At 70.6% G+C, this 16,066-nt stretch carries 14 protein-coding genes; 8 read left to right on the top strand and 6 right to left on the bottom strand.

The features are described from left to right. Positions 1-41 precede the first annotated feature (41 nt). From ABEB17_RS07385 to ABEB17_RS07370, 4 genes are all read right to left on the bottom strand, one after another. Entirely contained in the window at positions 42-1,322 is a 1,281-nt protein-coding gene (locus ABEB17_RS07385) for an MFS transporter (RefSeq protein WP_345716042.1), read from the bottom strand. A 31-nt stretch (positions 1,323-1,353) separates the two neighbouring features. Next, positions 1,354-2,157: a transglutaminase-like domain-containing protein gene (locus ABEB17_RS07380; RefSeq protein ID WP_345716041.1), complete on the bottom strand. Its 804-nt coding sequence runs from the start codon at positions 2,155-2,157 to the stop codon at positions 1,354-1,356. 99 nt (positions 2,158-2,256) lie between these two features. Then, a complete protein-coding gene (locus tag ABEB17_RS07375) occupies positions 2,257-3,336 on the bottom strand; it encodes an inositol-3-phosphate synthase (RefSeq protein WP_345716040.1) in 1,080 nt (359 codons plus the stop codon). A 74-nt stretch (positions 3,337-3,410) separates the two neighbouring features. After that, on the bottom strand, positions 3,411-3,965 hold the full coding sequence (locus ABEB17_RS07370; RefSeq protein WP_345716039.1) for a PadR family transcriptional regulator: 555 nt from the start codon (positions 3,963-3,965) through the stop codon (positions 3,411-3,413). 295 nt (positions 3,966-4,260) lie between these two features. Between ABEB17_RS07370 and ABEB17_RS07365 the strand changes: the two genes are divergently transcribed. The 6 genes from ABEB17_RS07365 (at position 4,261) to rplI (ending at position 9,929) form a co-directional block, all read left to right on the top strand. Continuing rightward, positions 4,261-6,408 (top strand): transglycosylase domain-containing protein, encoded by a 2,148-nt coding sequence (locus tag ABEB17_RS07365; RefSeq protein ID WP_345716038.1) that lies wholly within the window; start codon positions 4,261-4,263, stop codon positions 6,406-6,408. 19 nt (positions 6,409-6,427) lie between these two features. Next, a complete protein-coding gene (locus ABEB17_RS07360; RefSeq protein WP_345716037.1) occupies positions 6,428-8,035 on the top strand; it encodes a glycosyltransferase 87 family protein in 1,608 nt (535 codons plus the stop codon). Between the two features lie 122 nt (positions 8,036-8,157). Beyond that, positions 8,158-8,448: a 30S ribosomal protein S6 gene (gene rpsF / locus ABEB17_RS07355; protein ID WP_345716036.1), complete on the top strand. Its 291-nt coding sequence runs from the start codon at positions 8,158-8,160 to the stop codon at positions 8,446-8,448. Between the two features lie 50 nt (positions 8,449-8,498). Continuing rightward, positions 8,499-9,113 carry a single-stranded DNA-binding protein gene (locus ABEB17_RS07350; RefSeq protein WP_345716035.1) on the top strand — a complete coding sequence of 205 codons (615 nt, stop codon included), beginning with the start codon at positions 8,499-8,501 and terminating at the stop codon, positions 9,111-9,113. A 116-nt stretch (positions 9,114-9,229) separates the two neighbouring features. Beyond that, positions 9,230-9,466 (top strand): 30S ribosomal protein S18, encoded by a 237-nt coding sequence (gene rpsR / locus ABEB17_RS07345; protein ID WP_345716034.1) that lies wholly within the window; start codon positions 9,230-9,232, stop codon positions 9,464-9,466. Between the two features lie 16 nt (positions 9,467-9,482). Then, positions 9,483-9,929, top strand: coding sequence for a 50S ribosomal protein L9 (rplI, locus tag ABEB17_RS07340; RefSeq protein ID WP_345716033.1), 447 nt, complete (start codon positions 9,483-9,485; stop codon positions 9,927-9,929). Positions 9,930-10,080: 151 nt separating this feature from the next. Here the strand turns inward: rplI and ABEB17_RS07335 are convergent, their stop codons facing one another. Continuing rightward, positions 10,081-11,433, bottom strand: coding sequence for an MATE family efflux transporter (locus tag ABEB17_RS07335; RefSeq protein WP_425551681.1), 1,353 nt, complete (start codon positions 11,431-11,433; stop codon positions 10,081-10,083). Positions 11,434-11,733: 300 nt separating this feature from the next. Here ABEB17_RS07335 and dnaB point away from each other — a divergent pair, with 300 nt between their 5' ends. Next, positions 11,734-14,349 (top strand): replicative DNA helicase, encoded by a 2,616-nt coding sequence (gene dnaB / locus ABEB17_RS07330; RefSeq protein WP_345716376.1) that lies wholly within the window; start codon positions 11,734-11,736, stop codon positions 14,347-14,349. Positions 14,350-14,407: 58 nt separating this feature from the next. Here the strand turns inward: dnaB and ABEB17_RS07325 are convergent, their stop codons facing one another. Then, positions 14,408-14,677, bottom strand: a complete 270-nt coding sequence (locus tag ABEB17_RS07325) for a hypothetical protein (protein ID WP_345716031.1) — start codon at positions 14,675-14,677, stop codon at positions 14,408-14,410. 59 nt (positions 14,678-14,736) lie between these two features. Between ABEB17_RS07325 and ABEB17_RS07320 the strand changes: the two genes are divergently transcribed. Continuing rightward, positions 14,737-16,038, top strand: coding sequence for a hypothetical protein (locus tag ABEB17_RS07320; protein WP_345716030.1), 1,302 nt, complete (start codon positions 14,737-14,739; stop codon positions 16,036-16,038). The last annotated feature ends 28 nt before the right edge of the window (positions 16,039-16,066 follow it).

Here is a 16,066-nt window from a genome sequence, read left to right as displayed (position 1 = left end):
GGCGAACGACCCTCGAGAAGTGGCAGTAACCCTCGACCCGCTCAGGTGGTGGGGGCGAGCCGGCGGCTGGCGTGCCCGTACCCGGCGGCCGACACGGTGAACAGCACGGCGATGAACAGCCAGAGGGACGGCGCGAACCCGTCCTGCGGGACGACGAGCGCCGCGCAGCTGGCGGCCACCACGAACGCCACGTTGAACACCACGTCGTAGACCGCGAAGACCCGGCCCCGGAACTCGTCGTGCACGTCGCGCTGCACGGTGGCGTCGACGCAGATCTTCAGGCCCTGCACCGCGAACCCCAGCAGCGCCGCGGCCACGAGGGCGACCGGGACGGTGAGCCGGGCCAGCACCAGCAGCTCGGCGACGGCGCCCAGCAGCAGGCACCGCCAGATCCAGCCGCTCGTGCCCCAGCGCTCGCTGGCCAGCGGCGTCGCGACCGCGGCGAGCGCGAAACCGACGGCCGATGCCGCGAAGACCGACGCCAGCAGCTCGAGCCCGGCGTCGACGTCCGCCGGGTCGTTGAAGTGGTTGCGGCACAACAGGATCGTCGCGATGGTGGTCAGGCCGTAGCCGAACCGGCTGATCCCCACCACGACGAGCGCGTGGAACACCTTCGGTCGCTGCCGCACGTGCGCCGCCCCCTCGGCCACTGCGTGCCACCCGGGGGTCGGAGCCTGGACGTCGACTGCCTCGTCTGCGTCCGGCCCTAGCTTGTCGACGGCGAGCCGGGTGACCAGCGCGGCGGCGGCGAGGTAGCCGAGCGCGGCGACGACGAGCAGCGCCGCGTCGCCGGGGTCGCCGTCCGGGAACAGTCGCCGCACGCCGTACGCGAGCCCGCCACCGGCGAGCACGGCCAGGGTGCCGCAGGTGGGCGACACCGCGTTGGCCATCACGAGCTCGTGCCGCGGGACGACGTGCGGCAGGCTCGCGCCGAGCCCGGTCAGGAAGAAGCGGTTGACCGACAGGCAGGCCAGCACCGCGACGTACAGCGCCGGCCCGACCGAGTACGCGAGCAGGATCCCCGCGACACCGAGCACCATCGCCGCCCGGATGACGTTGGCGAACAGCAGCACCTGGCGCCGCCGCCACCGGTCGAGCAGGACGCCGGCGAACGGTCCGACCAGCGTGTACGGCAGCACGGTGACGGCGAACACGCCCGCGGCTGCGCGCGGGGTGGCGGACCGTTCGGGGGAGAAGAAGACCAGGCTCGCCAGCGCCACCTGGAAGATGCCGTCCGTGGCCTGGGAGCTGAGCCGCACCGCGAACAGCCGGCGGAAGTCCCGGCCGCGCAGGACGGTGCGCAGGTCCGCGACGAAGGGCACGCCCTCACTGTATGTCGGCGCCGACGCGGCCTCAGCCCAGGGAGACCAGGGCCCGGACGTCGTCCGTCGGCAGCTCGCCGTCGACCACCGCACTGACCTCGACCCTGCTCAGCAGGACGTCCCCGCCGTAGGTGGTGAGGAAGGCGGTGTCCGCGGCGTCCCGGCCGGTGCTGATTCGCAGCAGGGTCGAGCGGGGGGCGAGGCAGGTGGCGTCGACGACCCGCCAGCGCCCGTCCACCACGGCCTCGGCGACGGCGTGGAAGTCCATGGGCGCCAGCCCGGGCGCGTAGACGGCGGCCAGCCGGGCCGGGACGTCGAGCGCGCGCAGCAGCGCGATCACCAGGTGCGCGTAGTCGCGGCAGACGCCGGCGCCGGCGAGCAGCGTCTGGGTCGCGCCGTCCGTGCCTCGGCTGCTGCCGGGGATGTAGTCCAGGTGGGTGCCGACCCAGGAGGCGACGTGCGGCAGCAGCGTCGCGACGTCCGGGCGGGGGCCGAACTCCTTGAGCGCGAAGCCGAGCAGCGCGTCGGAGTGCGCGTACCGGCTGGGACGGCGAGCGGTCACGACGTCGACGTCGCTCGCCGGGTCGGCGGGTGCCCGGCCGTCGATCGTCGCGCGGTAGCGCACCTGGACGGCACCCGCCCCGGACTCCAGCAGGTGCACCCGCGAGCCGTGCTGGGTCTCGACCTCACGCACCGGCAGCGGCTCGCCGTCGAGGGTGATGCTCAGCTGCTCGTCGAGGGTGAGGTCGGGGCGGGTGGCCACGGCGACCTGGAGCTCGAGGGTGGCGAGTGCAGCGACCTCGAGGTCGAGCTCGGCGGTGACGTGGCGGCGCATGTCGTGACCGTATAGGCGAGAGCAGAGAAGTGGGGCACCCGAACCATCTCGGGTGCCCCACTTCTCTGGTGTCAGCGAACCAGTCGCGTCAACCGAAGGTCAGCGCTCGACCTCGCCGCGGATGAAGGCCTCGACGCTCGCGCGGCCCTCGTCGTCCGGGCGCTGCACGGGCGGGGACTTCATCAGGTACGACGACGCCGACAGCAGCGCGCCGCCGATGCCGCGGTCCTTGGCGATCTTCGCCGCACGGATGGCGTCGATGATGATGCCGGCCGAGTTCGGGGAGTCCCAGACCTCGAGCTTGTACTCGAGGTTCAGCGGGACGTCGCCGAACGCGCGGCCCTCGAGGCGCACGTACGCCCACTTGCGGTCGTCCAGCCACTGGACGTAGTCCGACGGGCCGATGTGCACGTTCTTCGCACCGAGGTCGTGGTCGATGTTCGACGTCACGGCCTGGGTCTTCGAGATCTTCTTGGACTCGAGGCGGTCGCGCTCCAGCATGTTCTTGAAGTCCATGTTGCCGCCGACGTTCAGCTGGTACGTGCGGTCCAGCACGACGCCGCGGTCCTGGAACAGCTTGGCCATGACGCGGTGGGTGATCGTCGCGCCGACCTGGGACTTGATGTCGTCACCGATGATCGGGACGCCGGCGTCCTCGAACTTCTTCGCCCACTCGGGGTCGGAGGCGATGAAGACGGGCAGGGCGTTGACGAAGGCGACGCCCGCGTCGATCGCGCACTGCGCGTAGAACTTGTCGGCCAGCTCGGAGCCGACCGGCAGGTAGGAGACCAGCACGTCGGCGCCGGAGTCCTTGAGGGCCTGGACGACGTCGACGGGCTCGGCGTCCGACTGCTCGATGGTCTCGAGGTAGTACTTGCCGAGGCCGTCCATGGTCGGGCCACGCTGCACGGACACACCGAGCGGCGGGACGTCGCAGAACTTGATCGTGTTGTTCTCGCTGGACACGAGCGCCTCGGACAGGTCGAAGCCGACCTTCTTGGCGTCGACGTCGAACGCGGCGACGAACTCGATGTCGCGGACGTGGTAGTCGCCGAACATGACGTGCATCAGGCCCGGCACGCTGCCACTGGCGTCGGCGTCCCGGTAGTAGTGCACGCCCTGGACGAGCGACGCGGCGCAGTTGCCGGCGCCGACGATGGCTACGCGAACGGATGCCATTCGGTGCTCCTTCATGTGGTTGATCGGTGGTGCTCTGACAGGTGATGGTGCTGGGTTCGTGCGGGTGGTGCGGTTCAGGTGTCCCGCGGCGGGGTCTCGCCCCGCTCGTGGGAGATGAGCTCGTTCAGCCAGCGCACCTCGCGCTGGACCGACTCGAGCCCGTGCCGCTGCAGCTCGAGCGTGTACTGGTCGGCGCGCTCGCGGCTGCGGGCGACCGAGGTCGAGATCGAGTCGAGGCGCTCCTCGAGGCGGCTGCGCCGGCCTTCGAGGATCCGCAGCCGCACCTCGGTGGGCGTGCGGGCGAAGAAGGCGAACCGGACGCCGAAGCTCTCGTCCTCCCAGCTCGCGGGGCCGGACTCGTCGACCAGGGCGTCGAAGTGCTCCTTGCCCGCCGCGGTGAGCTCGTAGACGATGCGCGCGCGCCGTCCCGCTCCGGGGGCGACGTCCGAGCTGGTGATCCAGCCCTGCTCGGACAGGTGTTTGAGACAGGGGTACAACGTGCCGTAGCTGAGCACCCGGAACGGACCCAGTACGGTGGCGAGCCGCTTGCGCAGCTCGTACCCGTGCAGGGGGCTGTCGTGCAGGAGACCGAGCACGGCGAGATCGAGGACGTCGGCACGCTTGGCCACGCTGCACCCCTCGGTTCTCGGTTTCGACACAACGCCGCGATGTATCGCTGCGATATGTCGGACTGTAGGTCACGGCCCCGGACGATGCAAGTGCGGCCCGCTGGTGTGCGCCCGGTCACACGAGAAGAACCGCAGGTCAACCGCACCGGCAGTTCGCGCGTGGATCTCGTGAGGACGCCGTGAAGACGGCCTTCTCGGTTGGGATCCGAGGCGTCGTCCCACCCATACTGGACATCGTGTCCGGACACCGGACGCCGAGCCTGCCTGCCCCTGACCGGTTGGAGAACGACGCCTCGTGCGACGCATCGTGGACTACCCCCGCGCCCTGAAGTCCGGCTGGCGACGGTTCATCCCGTCGTGGCGGCTGGTGCTCGGCACGGGCGCTGCATGCTTCCTGCTGCTGGTGATCGGCTTCGCGGTCCTCTACCACTCGGTCTCGGTGCCGGACCCGAACAAGCAGGTCCTGCAGAACTCGTCCGTCGTGTACTGGTCGGACGGCAAGACCGAGCTCGGCCGCTTCGGTGAGGTGAACCGCGAGTCGGTGCCGCTGTCGCAGATGCCCGAGTCACTGCAGAAGGCCGTGCTGTCGGCCGAGGACCGCAGCTTCTACGAGAACAAGGGCTTCTCGCCCAAGGGCTACGGACGCGCCGTGTGGGTCAAGGTCCGTGGTGGCTCCACCCAGGGTGGCTCGACGATCACCCAGCAGTACGTCAAGAACTACTTCCTGACCGCTGACCGCTCGCCGACCCGCAAGGCCAAAGAGCTGGTCATCGCGCTGAAGATCGAGAAGAACGAGTCCAAGGACAAGATCCTGGAGAACTACCTCAACACGATCTACTTCGGCCGCGGCGCCTACGGGGTCCAGGCGGCCAGCCGCGCCTACTTCGGCGTCGACGTCAGCAAGCTGACGTTGAGCCAGAGCGCCCTGCTCGCCTCGATCGTCCGCTCGCCGGGCCTGTACGACCCGGTGACGCACAAGGACAACGCCCAGGCGCGGATGGACTACGTGCTCAGCGGGATGGTCAAGGAGGGCTGGGCCACCCAGGCCCAGTCCGACGCGGTGAAGTTCCCCAAGATCGCCAAGCGCTCGACCGACAACCGCTTCGGCGGCACCAACGGCTACCTGCTCAACGCGGTGCGCAGCGAGGTGGTCAGCAAGGGCGGGCTGTCCGACGCCGACATCGACGGTGGTGGCCTGCGGATCGTGAGCACGTTCGACCGCAAGGCCCAGGCCCAGGCGGTCAAGGCCGTCAGGGACGAGATGCCCAAGAACGGCACCAAGGGCGTCGGCGTCGGGCTGGTCGCCGTGAAGCCCGGTGACGGTGCGGTGGTGGCGATGTACGGCGGCGCGGACGCGGTCAAGCGGCAGCGCAACGCGGCCACCCAGGACACCATGCAGGCCGGCTCGACGTTCAAGCCGTTCACGCTGGCCGCAGCGCTGGAGGACGGCGTCTCCTTGAAGTCGACGTTCAACGGCGACTCACCGAAGGAGATCAAGATCCCCGGCGAGAGCAAGCCGTGGAAGGTGAGCAACTTCAGCGCCGGCGAGGGCGGCACGCACGACCTCATCTTCGCCACCGAGCACTCGGTGAACACCATCTACGCCCAGCTCAACGAGCAGGTCGGCCCCGACAAGTCCCGGGACGCCGCCATCGCCGCCGGGTACCCGGAGGGCACCACCGACCTCGGTACCAACTTCGCCAACGTGCTGGGTACCGCCTCGCCGCGCGTGATCGACGTGGCCACCTCGTACGCCACGTTCGCCGCGCAGGGCATGCACGCGACGTCCTACATGGTCAAGAGCGTCACCCTCGCCACCGGCGAGCAGGTCTACAAGGTGAAGGTGAAGCCGAACCGCGCCTTCGAGAGCGGCCCCATGGCCGACCTCACCTACGCCCTCCAGAACGTGGTCAAGCACGGGACGGGCAGCTTCGCGGCCAGCCAGATCGACCGTCCCCTGGCGGGCAAGACCGGGACCGCGCAGGACGCCAAGTCCGCCTGGTTCGCCGGGTACACGCCTCAGCTGGCCACCGCTGTCGGTCTCTACCGCAACGGCAAGGACAAGGAGGGCCGGGTCGTCCAGCTCTCGCTCAACGGCCTGGGCGGCAACAACAACGTCCAAGGTGCGTCCTTCCCGCTGCACATCTGGACGGCGTTCATGAAGGGCGCCACCGAAGGCATGAAGGTCGAGCAGTTCCCGGAGCCGGTCTACGGCGGCAAGAGCAACACCCCCACCGCGACGGCGACTGCCACCCCGACGCAGACCTCCACGCCGACAGCGACCGCAACCCAGAAGCCGACCCCCACGGTCACCGCGCCCAGCACCCCGACGCCCTCGGACACCCCGAGCCTGCCGACGCTGCCGACGACCCCGCCGACGCCGACCGGCACCGCCACCCCGACCGGCAACGGGCAGGACGCAAAGAACGGCTCCGGCGGCTGAGGTAAGGCATGATCGCCCGGTGGACACCGCCCTCGAGGCCAGCACCGCGCCGTCCGGGACCGACGACGTCGGCGTGATCGTCGCGCCGTCCCGCGAGGACCCGACCGTACGGCGCTTCTCGCCGGTGATCGGCGGCCCGTCCGGCGACCGCGTGCGCGGCGGCCGGAGCGGCTGGTGGACGGCGGCCCGCGTCCTGGTCGTGCTCGCCATGCTCGTGCTGTTCGTCGGCGTCGTCGAGAAGCAGCACTGCCGCGAGCAGGGCTGGACCACGCCCGACCAGTTCTTCCACGGCTGCTACAGCGACCTGCCCCTGCTCTACGAGACCAGCGGCATCGCCCAGGGCGTCATGCCCTACGGGCACTCGCCGGGGGCGACGGGCCTCGCCCAACCGCCGCTGACCGGCCTGCTGACCTGGGCGGTCGGCACGCTCACCCCGCACGGGCCGGCGATCGAGCGCGACCGCTGGTACTTCGACCTGTCCACCGGCGTGATCGCCGTCCTCCTGATCTCGTTGGTGCTGCTCACCGTCGCCAGCACCGGACGACGCAGACCCTGGGACGCCTCGCTCGTCGCCCTCAGCCCACTGCTGGCGCTGTCCGCCCTCGTCTCGTTCGACCTGCTCGGCATCACGCTCGCCGCGGCCGCCCTGCTCGCCTGGGGGCGCTCGAGACCCCTGCTCGCCGGGGTGCTGCTCGGCCTGGCGATCACGGCGCGCAGCTACCCCGTCGTCCTGCTGCTGGCGCTCGCGCTGGTCGCGCTCCGGGCCGGTCGGTGGCGGGAGTGGCTGACCACCGCGGTCGCTGCCCTGGTCACGGTCGTGGCCGTGTTCCTCCCCTTCCTGGTGGTCAACGCGGACGCCGTGAAGGTGGCCTACCGCTCCTGGTGGAACAGCGGGGCGAGCTACGGGTCGTTGTGGCTGCTGCCGCTGTCGCTGCCGTCGGACCCCAAACCGCGCTGGACCACCAAGCTGGGCCTGGACGCGACCCGGCTGGACCCGGGCACCGTGACGACGCTGGCCCTGTTGGGCATCGTGCTGGCCGCCGCCGTCGGGTTCCTCATGACCCTGGGTGCCGAGCGCCGGCCACGCGTGGCCCAGGTGGCCTTCGTCGTGCTGGCGGTCGTCGTGATCACCGGCAAGGCCTGGCCGGTCCAGGCGTCCCTGTGGCTGCTGCCGCTGGCGGCACTGGCCCGGCCGCGCTGGCGCGACCACCTGATCTGGGCAGGCTGCGAGGCGACGTACTTCATGGGGGTCTGGCTGTACCTGGCCAGCCAGACCTCGGCGAACCGGGGCCTACCGGGGTCCTGGTACTCGCTGCTCGTCGTCGTCCGGGTCGCGGGCCTGCTCTGGCTGGTCGCGATGGTGGTGCGGGACGCCCGTCGTCCGGAGCTGGACGTCGTCCGGCGGCTCGGGGACGACGATCCGCTGGGCGGTCCGTTCGACGGTGCGGACGACGCGGTCGTCGTCCGGTTCGGTGACGAGTCCGACGACCTCGGCGACGACCTCAAGGACGACTTCGAGGACGACTTCGAGGCGCAGCCCGGGGCCGAGGCCGAGGCTGACGAAACGGACGTCCCGAGCCCTGTGGACGACGATTCGCTCGCCGCGCCACCCAGCCGGTATCCTTGACCCCGTCGTCGTGGGCCCAGGCCGGTGGATCCGGTCAGCCGGGTGCCGCGACGCACGACGTATCAACCCTCCTGTCACGGAGAGACCGTGACCGCTTGAGTCCAGAGGAGGTGGGTTAACGCATGCGTCACTACGAGCTCATGGTGATCCTCGACCCCGATCTCGAGGAGCGCACCATCGCGCCGAGCCTCGACAAGTTCCTCAACGTCATCCGCAAGGGTGGCGGCAGCGTCGAGAACGTCGACGTCTGGGGACGTCGTCGCCTCGCGTACGACATCAACAAGAAGTCCGAGGGCATCTACGCGGTGGTCGACATGACCGCCGAGCCGGCCCTCGCGCAGGAGCTCGACCGCCAGCTGGGGCTCAACGAGTCCGTGCTGCGCACCAAGCTCATCCGTCCCGAGATCCGCTGATCCGTCCCTGACGGACCACACCCCACCCCCGCAGTTTCGAAGGGCAGGCCATGGCAGGCGACACCATCATCACGATCGTCGGGAACCTCACCGGCGATCCCGAGCTGCGCTTCACCCCCTCCGGTGCGGCCGTCGCGAACTTCACGATCGCGTCGACGCCCCGCACGTTCGACCGCCAGTCGAACGAGTGGAAGGACGGCGAGACGCTGTTCATGCGGTGCTCCGTGTGGCGTGAGGCGGCCGAGAACGTCGCCGAGTCGCTCACCCGCGGCACCGCGGTGATCGCCCAGGGTCGGCTGCAGTCCCGCAGCTACGAGACCAAGGAGGGCGAGAAGCGCACCGTGGTCGAGATGCAGGTGGACGAGATCGGCCCGACGCTGCGTCGCGCAACCGCCAAGGTCACCAAGGCCCAGCGCGGCGGCGGTGGCGGGTTCGGCGGCAACCAGGGTGGCGGCGGCCAGGGCGGCAGCTCCGGCGGTGGCTGGAGCGGTGGCTCCGGTGGCGGCCAGGGTGGCGGCCAGCCGGCTGACGACCCGTGGGCGACCGGCCCGTCCGGTGGCTCCTCCTCCGGTGGCGCTGCCGCCGGTGGCCAGGGTGGCTGGGGTGGTGGCTCCGGTGGGGGCGGCAACTCCGGCGGCGGCTTCAACGACGACCCGCCGTTCTGATCCTCGAGGACGAGCACGTGATTGGCCCGGTCAGACCGGGTACCTGACAGATCCGAACCGACCATCCCGGACCGACATCGCACGCGGTCCGGGCTCCACGAAAGGGGAGCTCCACGATGGCAAAGCCCGTTGTGCGCAAGCCGAAGAAGAAGGCCAACCCGCTGAAGGCGGCGAAGGTCGAGTACATCGACTACAAGGACACTGCGCTCCTGCGCAAGTTCATCTCGGACCGCGGCAAGATCCGCGCGCGCCGGGTGACTGGTGTCACCGTCCAGCAGCAGCGACAGCTCGCCAGCGCGATCAAGAACGCTCGCGAGATGGCGCTGCTCCCCTACTCGAGCTCTGCTCGCTGATCGGGGGACGAGACACATGAAGCTCATCCTGACCCAGGAGGTCACCGGCCTCGGTGCGCCCGGCGACGTCGTCGACGTCAAGGACGGCTACGCCCGCAACTTCCTGATCCCGCGCTCGCTGGGCACGCCCTGGACCAAGGGTGGCCAGAAGCAGGTCGACGCGATCCGCAAGGCTCGCTCGTCCCGCGAGATCGCCACGCTCGAGCAGGCGCAGTCCGTGAAGGCGCAGCTCGAGGGCAAGACGATCAAGCTGGTCGCGCACGCCGGCGCCAGTGGCCGTCTGTTCGGCGCCGTCACCACCGGTGACGTGGCTGAGGCCGTCGTCGCGGGCGGTGGCCCGCAGCTCGACCGTCGCAAGATCGAGCTCGGCCAGCCGATCAAGGCTGTCGGCCGTCACGACGTCAGCGTGCGTCTGCACCCCGAGGTCGCCGCCAAGGTGGCCCTCGAGGTCGTCGCCGGCTGACCGACGTCCGGTCCCGTCGAAGGGGCTCGCATCCCACCCGGGGTGCGGGCCCCTCCGCCGTTTGCCCACCCGACGCTTCCGCCGCTCAGTCCGCTTTCCGCCACTGAGTCCGCTTTTCGACCCGCAGAACCGGCCTGAGTGGCGGAAAGGGTCAGCGGGTCGCGCCGGCGACAGCCCACCGATCGCCGCGGGCGCGCCACCCGAGCAGCAGCCCGCGGGCCAGCATGAACGCGCCGAACCCCCACCACAGCCCGGACGTCGCCACGTCGGCCGCCTGCATCAGCACCACGACCGGCACGTAGAGCACGAGCTGGGCGATCGCGGCCACGGCGAGCCACCTCCCGTCGCCGGCCCCGATCAGCACGCCGTCCAGCACGAACACGAACCCGGACAGCGGCTGCTGCACCGCCACCACCACCAGCGCGGCGGCCAGCGCGCGCCGCACCAGCGGGTCCTCGGTGAACAGCACGGGCAGCACCTGGTGCAGCGCGAGCACGACCAGGCCCAGGACGACGCCGCACCCGACGCCCCAGCGCACCATCAGCGCGGTGAGGCGGCGGGCCCGCTCGACGTCCCCGGCGCCGAGGGCGTAGCCGGTGAGCGCCTGCGCGGCGATCGCGAGCGCGTCGAGGGCGAACACGAGGAACGTCCAGATCGTGGCGGACACCTGGTAGGCGGCCAGCGTCACGTCCCCACCGGACGCCGCCACCCAGGTCGTCAGCAGCAGGACGGCGCGCAGCGCCAGGGTCCGGACGAGCAGCGGGACGCCGTCGCGGGCCGCGGCTAGCACGCCGCCAGGGTGCGGGCGCAGTACCAGGGCAAGTGCCTTGCCGTGCTGGCGGTGCAGGGCGTGCACGATGACGGCGACCAGGCTGAGCGCCATGGCGGTCTGCGCGATGACCGTGCCGAGCGCCGAACCACCGATGCCGAGGTCGAGGCCGTAGACGAGCACCACGTTGAGCACGATGTTCAGGCTGAAGCCGGCGACGGCGACGACCAGCGGGGTCCGGGTGTCCTGCAGGCCGCGCAGCACGCCGGTGGCGGCCATCACGACGAGCATGGCCGGGACGCCGATCCCGCTGATCCGCAGGTAGGTGACCGCCTGGTCGGTGGCGGGGCCGGAGGCCCCGAACGCGTCGGCGATCGGCTGGGCGAGCAGGATCAGGGTGGTGGCGGCGGCGAGACCGATGAGCACGGCCAGCCACACGCCGTCCACGCCGAGCCGCAGCGCTCCGAGCAGGTCACCCGCGCCTGCCCGCCGGGAGACCGAGGCGGTCGTGCCGTACGCGAGGAAGACGAAGACCCCGGCCGTCGTGGCCAGGGCTGCAGACGCCACACCCAGGCCGGCGAGCTGGACGGTGCCGAGGCGGCCCACGATGGCCGAGTCGGCGAGCAGGAACAGCGGTTCGGCGACCAGTGCGAGGAAGGCGGGCACCGCCAGGCGGAGGACCTCACGGGAGGTGCCGTCCGGATGGCGAGAAGGTGACGCGCGGAAGACCACAATCCCTCGAACTTTCTTTTGTCCACAGGCTGTGCACGACGTTGGTGCTGGTGATGAGCACGGCCTCCCCGCTGGCCGGGCGCGTCGTCCACAACGAACCACACAGCCTGTGGGCAGCGGTCAACAGGTCGTCCACACCTTCTCATCGGGGTTGTGCACAACGGGGTTTGAGCTGGTGGCCGGACACCCCTAGCGTGTCCCCGCCAGCTCTAGACCAGCCGTTGTCGGTGCCTACTGATCAACTGTTACTCGGGTCGCGGACGGGGTTCGGGCGGGTCAGATCTGGGAGGGAGCAGGGTGTCGATCACGGACGTTGACGCGCCGTCGAGCTACGGGCCGCCGAGCGGGCCTGGCGAGTCGTTCGACCGCACCCCTCCGCAGGATGTCGCGGCGGAGCAGTCCGTGCTCGGCGGGATGATGCTGAGCAAGGACGCGATCGCGGACGTCGTCGAGGTCCTCCGGGGGAACGACTTCTACCGTCCGGCGCACGAGCTGATCTACGACGCGATCCTGGACCTGTACGGGCGCGGCGAGCCGGCTGATGCGGTCACGGTCTCCGACGAGCTGAACAAGCGCGGCGACCACGCGCGGGTCGGCGGCGCGCCGTACCTGCACACGCTCATCTCGTCGGTGCCGACGGCGGCGAACGCGGGCTTCTACGCCCGGATCGTGCGTGAGCGGGCGGTGCTGCGCCGGCTGGTCGACGCGGGGACGAAGATCGTCCAGCTCGGCTACGCGACGACCGGCGGGGACGTCGACGACATCGTCAACGCCGCCCAGGCCGAGGTGTACGCCGTCACCGAGCGGCGCACCAGCGAGGACTACCTGCCGATCGGCCAGATCATCGAGCCGACGGTGGACGAGATCGAGGCGGCTGGGCACCGCGGCGAGGGCATGATCGGCGTCCCGACCGGCTTCTCCGACCTCGACCGGCTGACGAACGGTCTGCACCCGGGTCAGATGATCGTCCTGGCGGCCCGGCCGGCGATCGGCAAGGCGCTCGCGCTCGACACCCCGCTGGCGACGCCGTCCGGCTGGACGACGATGGGTGAGGTCGAGGTCGGCGACGAGGTCATCGGCGCGGACGGTGTGCCGACCCGAGTGGTGGGCGCGACCGAGGTCATGACGGGGCGGCCCTGCTACGAGGTGCACTTCTCGGACGGTTCGATGCTGGTCGCCGACGAGCAGCACCAGTGGCTGACCGACACAAGGGCGTCGCGGCGGAGCGCGCAGGCGGCCAAGCACCGTCGGGACGGTCGGCAGCGCGTGCTGCCGGGGGTGCGGACCACTGCCGACATCGGGGCCACGCTTCGCTGCGAGACCGCCGACGGGCGCTTGAACCACAGCGTGAGCACCACGCGGCCACTGCAGCTGGCCGAGCAGGTGTTCCTGCTTGAGCCGTACACGCTGGGCGCCTGGCTCGGCGACGGCACCACGCTCGCGGCGACGCTGACCAGCGCCGACCCCGAGATCGTGCTGCGCCTGGAGCAGGACGGCCTCGCCGTGACGGCCACGGCTACGCACCTTCGCTACCAGCTGCGACTGCCGACCGAGGTGGAGGTGCCCGAGCGGCTGTGCGTCGTCTGCGGGGCGTCGTTCACACCCCAGACGTCTCAGGTCAAGGCGTGTAGCCGCAGCTGCGGCGGTCGGGCGCGGCTGGTCAGTCCTCCGATGCCCGAGCCGAGGTGCCCGGACTGCGGCACCGAGACTGTTGGTCTGGTTCGGTGCCAGGCTTGCCACTGGAAGCTCGGCACGGTTCAGGGTCGGCTGCGGACCATCGGCGTTCTCGGCAACAAGCACATTCCCGCTGAGTACCTGCGCGGCAGTGAGCGTCAGCGTCGCGATCTGCTCGCCGGCCTCCTCGACACCGACGGCACCGTGGCCCCGACGGGCCTCGTCCAGTTCACCAGCACGAATGAGCGCCTGGCCGAGGGGGTGCGGGAGCTCGTCGTGAGCCTCGGGTACCGCTGTGGTGTCTCGCACAAGGCGGTGCGTGGGCGTCGTCCCGACTCATCGACCGCTTTCACCGTCTCGTTCAGCACCGACGACGAGGTCTTCTGGCTCGAGCGCAAGCGCCTGCTGCACAAGGAGCGTGGGGTTCGACAGTTCACCCGGCGCGGATCACGGTTCATCACGGACGTCGTGCCGATCGACTCCGTGCCGGTCCGGTGTATCGAGGTCGCGGCGGCGGATCACCTGTACCTCGCCGGAGCGTCGATGATCCCCACGCACAACTCGACGATGGGCCTCGACATCGCCCGGTCGGCGTCCATCAAGAACGGCCTGACCTCGGTGATCTTCTCGCTCGAGATGAGCCGCACCGAGATCACGATGCGCATGCTCAGCGCCGAGGCGCGCATCCCGCTGCAGAAGCTGCGCCAGGGCCGGTTGGAGGACAGCGACTGGACGAAGATGGCCCGCACGATGGGCGAGCTGTCCGATGCCCCGCTGTTCATCGACGACAGCCCCAACATGTCGCTGATGGAGATCCGGGCCAAGTGTCGCCGGCTCAAGCAGCGACACGACCTCAAGGTCGTGATCATCGACTACCTGCAGCTGATGTCCAGCGGCAAGCGCGTCGAGTCCCGCCAGCAGGAGGTCTCGGAGTTCTCCCGTGCGCTGAAGCTGCTGGCCAAGGAGCTCGAGGTCCCGGTCATCGCGATCAGCCAGCTGAACCGTGGCCCTGAGCAGCGCACCGACAAGCGTCCGCAGATGAGTGACCTTCGCGAATCGGGCAGCATCGAGCAGGATGCCGACATGGTGATCCTGCTGCACCGCGAGGACGCCTACGAGAAGGAGTCGCCGCGCGCCGGCGAGGCCGACTTCATCGTGGCCAAGCACCGCAACGGCCCGACCGACACCATCACCGTCGCGTTCCAGGGTCACTACTCACGCTTCGTGGACATGGCCCAGTCCTGAGGGCTGTTGCTACTCGCCGGCGCACGCGGGCACGGGGCGAGCAGGCACGCTCACAGGGTCACGCGTCGTAGGCGGACGCGATGCCCTCCCACAGCTCGCTGAGCAGCTCGGTCCGCTCGGTGAGCAGATCCAGGGCCATCCACGCGTCGTCCTCGCCGGCATGAAGCTTGCGATGGGCCGCTGCGTTGAACGCGCTTGCCGCGCTCGCCACTCGCCGGGCGGTCGCCGCGGCCGCCGTCCGCGCTCCGTCGGCCCGGACGACCTCGAGGAAGGCGGCCTCCGCCAGGTCGTACGTCATGGACAGGGCTTCAAGGTCATCCGCACTCACGCACTCAGTATGACCGGGTAGTGCAGATCCTGGCGCGGACCTCAGGTAGGTTGCCGCGCATGGCTGGCCAGCAGGGCGCTGCCGATCGGCGCAGTGGCGTGGCGTTCTCCGCCGTCCTCGGCGGGCTGGCCGGGCTGACCCTGGCCGCCCGCGGGGGCAAGCGCTGGGCGATCACCGGCGGCGCTCTCGGTGCGGTCGGTCTGGCAGCGGTCGATGCCGTCGCCCGTTCCCGCCAGCGGCCGAACGAGATCCCGGCGCTGTGGAGCCGGATCGCGGCGAGCGCGGCGATCGCCGCACCGGCCGGTTGGCTGGCCGAGCGCGCCGGTGCGGGACCTCTCGCGGTCGGGACGGCCTCGGGAGCGGTGGCGGGCACGCTGGGTCTGCGCCCGCAGAAGGTGGCGCTCGGCCCCGTCGTCGGGACGGCCGTCGGCGCGACGCTGGGGCGACGCGGAGCCTCAGGCGCCGTCGTCGCCGCCACCACGGTGCTGATGTTCCGGGTCCTGTCGGCGGTGCTCTTCCGGGACGCCCAGGTGAACCTGCTCGCCGAGCGGGCGAGCGCTGCGGACCTGCCGTTCGTCGTGCCGCTGGAGTCGCGCACCCGCTACGTCGGGACGGGCTACGTGCGCGACCTGGCCGCCACGCTCGGCGGCAGCTACACGCCGTCCGCACCCGACGTCGGCATCGTGGCCTCGATCGATGCCTTGGCGGGCCCGGAGTTCGACCCGAGTCGCGTGGATCCGCTCGTCCGCGAGTTCTACGAGCACACGACCCGGTTCACCCTCGACATCGTGCCGCGGTGGCGGCAGTGGGTGCGGCCGGGCTACCTGCTCTATCGCTCAGTCCTGGCCAAGCCACTCGGGCAGGCCAGCATCCCGATGAACCAGCGGGAGGCGCTGCGCGGGGTGCGCAGCCGGATCGACACCATCACGTCGGCCGCGGGCGAGGACGGGCAGCCCCTGGACATCCGTGGCTGGATCCGGTCCTTCGCCGACAACGACGAGCCCATCTACGTCGGCATCTACACGACGTACCGCAGCGGCGATCGCGGGTACGTCAGCGTGGGCTTCCCGCTGCCGCAGGCGAGCTTCACGGCCACGTTGGCCCCGCGCGAGCGTCCCGGCGGCGGATTGGTGCTGACCAGCCGCACCGACGTGCCGCAGGCGGGCCACTACCTCTCGTACATCGACCCCGACTCCCGCGACCTGACCACGCTGAGCGTGCCCGGGTTCAGCGAGGAGCTCGACGTCTACGTCAGCGACGGCCACCTTCGGGCCGAGCACGCCTTCTGGGTCTTCGGGTTCCCGTTCCTGGTGCTGCACTACGACATCCGTCGCAAGGCCCCGGCGTCCGACCCCGACTGACGGCCGCGTCGTCACGTTCGACGTTAGA

The sequence above is a fragment of the Angustibacter luteus genome, from assembly GCF_039541115.1.
GTDB lineage: Bacteria > Actinomycetota > Actinomycetes > Actinomycetales > Angustibacteraceae > Angustibacter > Angustibacter luteus.
This window is presented reverse-complemented; position numbering and strand designations above follow the sequence as displayed.

What these genes read in the sequence shown, in the direction of transcription:
- ABEB17_RS07380 (WP_345716041.1), bottom strand. Translation starts at nt 2,157, where the DNA reads ATGCGCCGCCACGTCACCGCCGAGCTCGACCTCGAGGTCGCTGCACTC.
- ABEB17_RS07375 (WP_345716040.1), bottom strand. Translation starts at nt 3,336, where the DNA reads ATGGCATCCGTTCGCGTAGCCATCGTCGGCGCCGGCAACTGCGCCGCG.
- rplI (WP_345716033.1), top strand. Translation starts at nt 9,483, where the DNA reads ATGAAGCTCATCCTGACCCAGGAGGTCACCGGCCTCGGTGCGCCCGGC.
- ABEB17_RS07320 (WP_345716030.1), top strand. Translation starts at nt 14,737, where the DNA reads ATGGCTGGCCAGCAGGGCGCTGCCGATCGGCGCAGTGGCGTGGCGTTC.
- ABEB17_RS07350 (WP_345716035.1), top strand. Translation starts at nt 8,499, where the DNA reads ATGGCAGGCGACACCATCATCACGATCGTCGGGAACCTCACCGGCGAT.
- rpsF (WP_345716036.1), top strand. Translation starts at nt 8,158, where the DNA reads ATGCGTCACTACGAGCTCATGGTGATCCTCGACCCCGATCTCGAGGAG.
- rpsR (WP_345716034.1), top strand. Translation starts at nt 9,230, where the DNA reads ATGGCAAAGCCCGTTGTGCGCAAGCCGAAGAAGAAGGCCAACCCGCTG.